This is a genomic window from Tepidimonas sp. (assembly GCF_036824975.1).
In the GTDB taxonomy this organism is placed as follows: Bacteria; Pseudomonadota; Gammaproteobacteria; order Burkholderiales; family Burkholderiaceae_C; genus Tepidimonas.
Genome location: NZ_DAISZC010000123.1, coordinates 1 through 2,365, shown reverse-complemented (window position 1 = coordinate 2,365; position 2,365 = coordinate 1). Strand labels below are relative to the sequence as shown.

Below are 2,365 nucleotides of genomic sequence, written 5' to 3'. Positions count from 1 at the left end.
TAGGGAGCATCTGCTGCGTATTTTCGACCCCTTCTTTACGACCAAGCCAGTGGGCAAAGGCACGGGCTTGGGACTATCGATCAGCTACGCCATCGTCGAGCAGCACGGAGGTCGCCTGAGCGCAAGCAACGTCGAGGGGGGCGGCGCTAAGTTCACCATCGAACTACCCTTGTTGAGCGACTACGCCGAACATCGATCGCCGCAGCAGCGCAACGCTCACAGCGCGCGCTGAATCAGGATTTTCTGCACGTCGCTGGTGCCTTCGTAAATCTGGCACACGCGCACGTCACGCCAGATGCGCTCGACGGGAAAGTCGCTGACGTAGCCGTAGCCGCCCAGCGTCTGGATGGCGGCCGAGCACACCCACTCCGCCGTCTCACTGGCCACCAGCTTGGCCATGGCCGCTTCCTTCAGGCACGGCTGGCCGGCGTCGCGCAGCGCTGCCGCGTGCCAGGTCAGCTGGCGCGCCGCCTCCAGCCGCGCGGCGGCCTCGGCCAGCCGAAAGCCCACCGCCTGGTGCTCGATGATGGGTCGGCCAAAGCTCTCGCGCTGCTTGGCGTAGTCGATGGCCACCTCCAGCGCGCTGCGCGCCATGCCGATGCTTTGCGCCGCAATGCCGATGCGCCCGCCCTCCAGGGCCGACAGGGCAATCTTGTAGCCTTCGCCCTCCTCGCCGACGCGGTTTTCGACCGGGATACGGCAGCCCTCGAAGCGAATCTGCGCCGTGTCGCTGGAGTGCTGGCCCACCTTGTCCTCCAGCCGGGCCACCACGTAGCCCGGTGTGTCGGTGGGCACGATGAAGGCGCTCATGCCGCGCTTGCCGGCCGCTTTGTCGGTGACGGCGATGACGATGGCCACCTGGCCATTTTGGCCGCTGGTGATGAACTGCTTGACCCCGTCGATGACGTAGCTGTCGCCCTCACGCCGCGCGGTGGTGCGCAGCGCGGCGGCGTCCGACCCCACGTGCGGCTCGGTCAGGCAAAACGCGCCCAGCATTTGGCCGCGTGCCAGCGGCACCAGCCAGCGTTGTTTTTGCGCCTCGCTGCCGTAACGCAGCAATATGGCGCACACCGGGCAGTTGTTGACGCTGATGGCGGTGCTGGTGCCGCCGTCGCCCGCAGCAATCTCTTCCAGCACCACCGCCAGGCTCAGGTAGTCCAGCCCCGCGCCACCGTACGTCTCGGGCACGCACACACCGTAGCAGCCCAGCGCCGCCAGGCCGCGGTGCGCCTCGTGCGGAAAGGTGTGCTCGCGGTCCCAGCGTGCGGCGTGGGGCCACAGCTGCTCGCGGGCGAAGGTGCGCACCGCGTCGCGGATCATTTCCTGGTCGGGCGTCAGCAGCATGGCAAGCGTCGGCGTCAGCAGTGGGCGTCGAGGGGGATGACGACACGCAAGCCGTCCGCCCCGCGCCAGCGCGGGCGATGCGGACGGCCCGCTGGGGCTTACAGCATTTCGATGGCGACGGCAGTGGCCTCACCGCCGCCGATACACAGTGTGGCCACGCCACGCCGCAGGCCACGCGCCCGCATGGCATACAGCAAGGTCACCATGATGCGCGCGCCGCTGGCCCCGATCGGGTGACCCAGCGCGCACGCGCCACCGTTGACGTTGACGATGTCGTGCGACACGCCCAGCTCGGTCATCAAGGCCATCGGCACCACCGCAAACGCCTCGTTGATCTCCCACAGCTGCACATCCGCCACCTGCCAGCCGACCTTGGCCAGCAGCTTGCGGGTCGCCCCCACCGGGGCGGTGGTGAACCAGTTCGGCTCCTGGGCGTGGATGGCGTGCCCGACGATGCGCGCCAGCGGCTGGCAGCCCAGCCGCTCGGCGGTGGAAGCACGCATCAGCACCAGCGCGGCGGCACCGTCGTTGATCGAGGAGCTCGATGCCGCCGTGATGGTGCCGTCCTTCTTGAAGGCAGGCTTGAGCTGCGGGATTTTGTCGAGCTTGATTTTGCCCGGCCCCTCGTCCTGGCTGACGACGCGCTCGCCGGCGCGGTCCTTGACCGTGACCGGCGTGATCTCGGCGGCAAACGCCCCACTGACGGTGGCCTGCTGCGCGCGCGTCACCGAGGCGGTGGCAAAGGCGTCTTGCTGCTGGCGCGTGAACTGGTACTTGGCAGCGCAGTCCTCGCCAAACGTGCCCATCGAGCGGCCCGGCTCATACGCGTCCTCCAAGCCGTCGAGCATCATGTGGTCGTAGACGCGGTCGTGGCCCATGCGGTAGCCGCCGCGCCCCTTGAGCAGCAGATACGGCGCGTTGGTCATGCTCTCCATGCCGCCAGCCACCATCACCTCGGCGCTGCCTGCCACCAGCATGTCGTGCGCAAACATGGCGGCGCGCATGCCCGAGCCGCACATCT

At 68.2% G+C, this 2,365-nt stretch carries 3 protein-coding genes; 1 reads left to right on the top strand and 2 read right to left on the bottom strand.

Translation table 11 applies throughout. From position 1 onward, the window contains the following. The coding region (locus tag V7Z54_RS09820; protein ID WP_334136226.1) for a sensor histidine kinase at positions 1-232 on the top strand (232 nt) is incomplete at its 5' end. Here V7Z54_RS09820 and V7Z54_RS09815 read toward each other — a convergent pair. Further along, positions 217-1,344 (bottom strand): acyl-CoA dehydrogenase family protein, encoded by a 1,128-nt coding sequence (locus V7Z54_RS09815; protein WP_334136225.1) that lies wholly within the window; start codon positions 1,342-1,344, stop codon positions 217-219. The genes V7Z54_RS09820 and V7Z54_RS09815 overlap by 16 nt on opposite strands. A gap of 98 nt (positions 1,345-1,442) precedes the next feature. Beyond that, a partial coding sequence (locus tag V7Z54_RS09810; RefSeq protein ID WP_334136223.1) for an acetyl-CoA C-acyltransferase occupies positions 1,443-2,365 on the bottom strand: 923 nt, incomplete at its 5' end.

Excerpts from the sequence above, each read along its gene's own strand:
- V7Z54_RS09815 (WP_334136225.1), bottom strand. The coding sequence starts at position 1,344 with ATGCTGCTGACGCCCGACCAGGAAATGATCCGCGACGCGGTGCGCACC.